The organism is Fructobacillus ficulneus (assembly GCF_001047075.2).
In the GTDB taxonomy this organism is placed as follows: Bacteria; Bacillota; Bacilli; order Lactobacillales; family Lactobacillaceae; genus Fructobacillus; species Fructobacillus ficulneus.
In genome coordinates, this window is sequence record NZ_DF967993.1 from 1 (window position 1) to 529 (window position 529).

The 529-nt window shown below is 37.6% G+C and carries 1 protein-coding gene; it reads left to right on the forward strand.

The window, feature by feature from the left end; all coding sequences use genetic code 11:
* Positions 1-43 precede the first annotated feature (43 nt).
* The coding region (locus AOQ29_RS02200) for a transposase (protein WP_061992917.1) at positions 44-529 on the forward strand (486 nt) is incomplete at its 3' end.

The following is a 529-nucleotide window of genomic DNA, read 5'->3' on the forward strand; positions in this document are numbered from 1 at the left end:
TGACCTGTACCCCGTAAGTTGTATAAACTTACGGGGATTTTTTATGACTAAATTTTCAAAAGAATATAAACTACAAGCAGTTAAAAAACATTTTGAATCTGGACTATCCGCTAATCAAATTGCCAAAGAATTTGGCCTACAAACTTATGACTTATTGATGTATATTGCGGCCTATGAAGGTCATGGTTCGAAGATTATTTATGAACCACCACAGGTGACATCTGAATTTCGTCTCCGATTAACGCTGTGGGCCATTGAACACCAGGCTTCTTATGTAGAAGTTGCTCGGAAATTTGGTTTCGTTCACATCAGTTCAATCTGGAAATGGAAGAAAATTTATATACAAAAAGGTCAGGATGGGTTAAAGTCATTGGAGATAGGATCTAAAACCATGACAAAACCTAAAAAACTAACACAAGATGAACAAGCTAAGCGCTTAGCTGAATTAGAAGAAGAAAACTTAATGCTTCGTATTCGCCTTGAAGCGTCAAAATTACTAGCCTCGATGGAGAAGGACGAAACCAGCGGC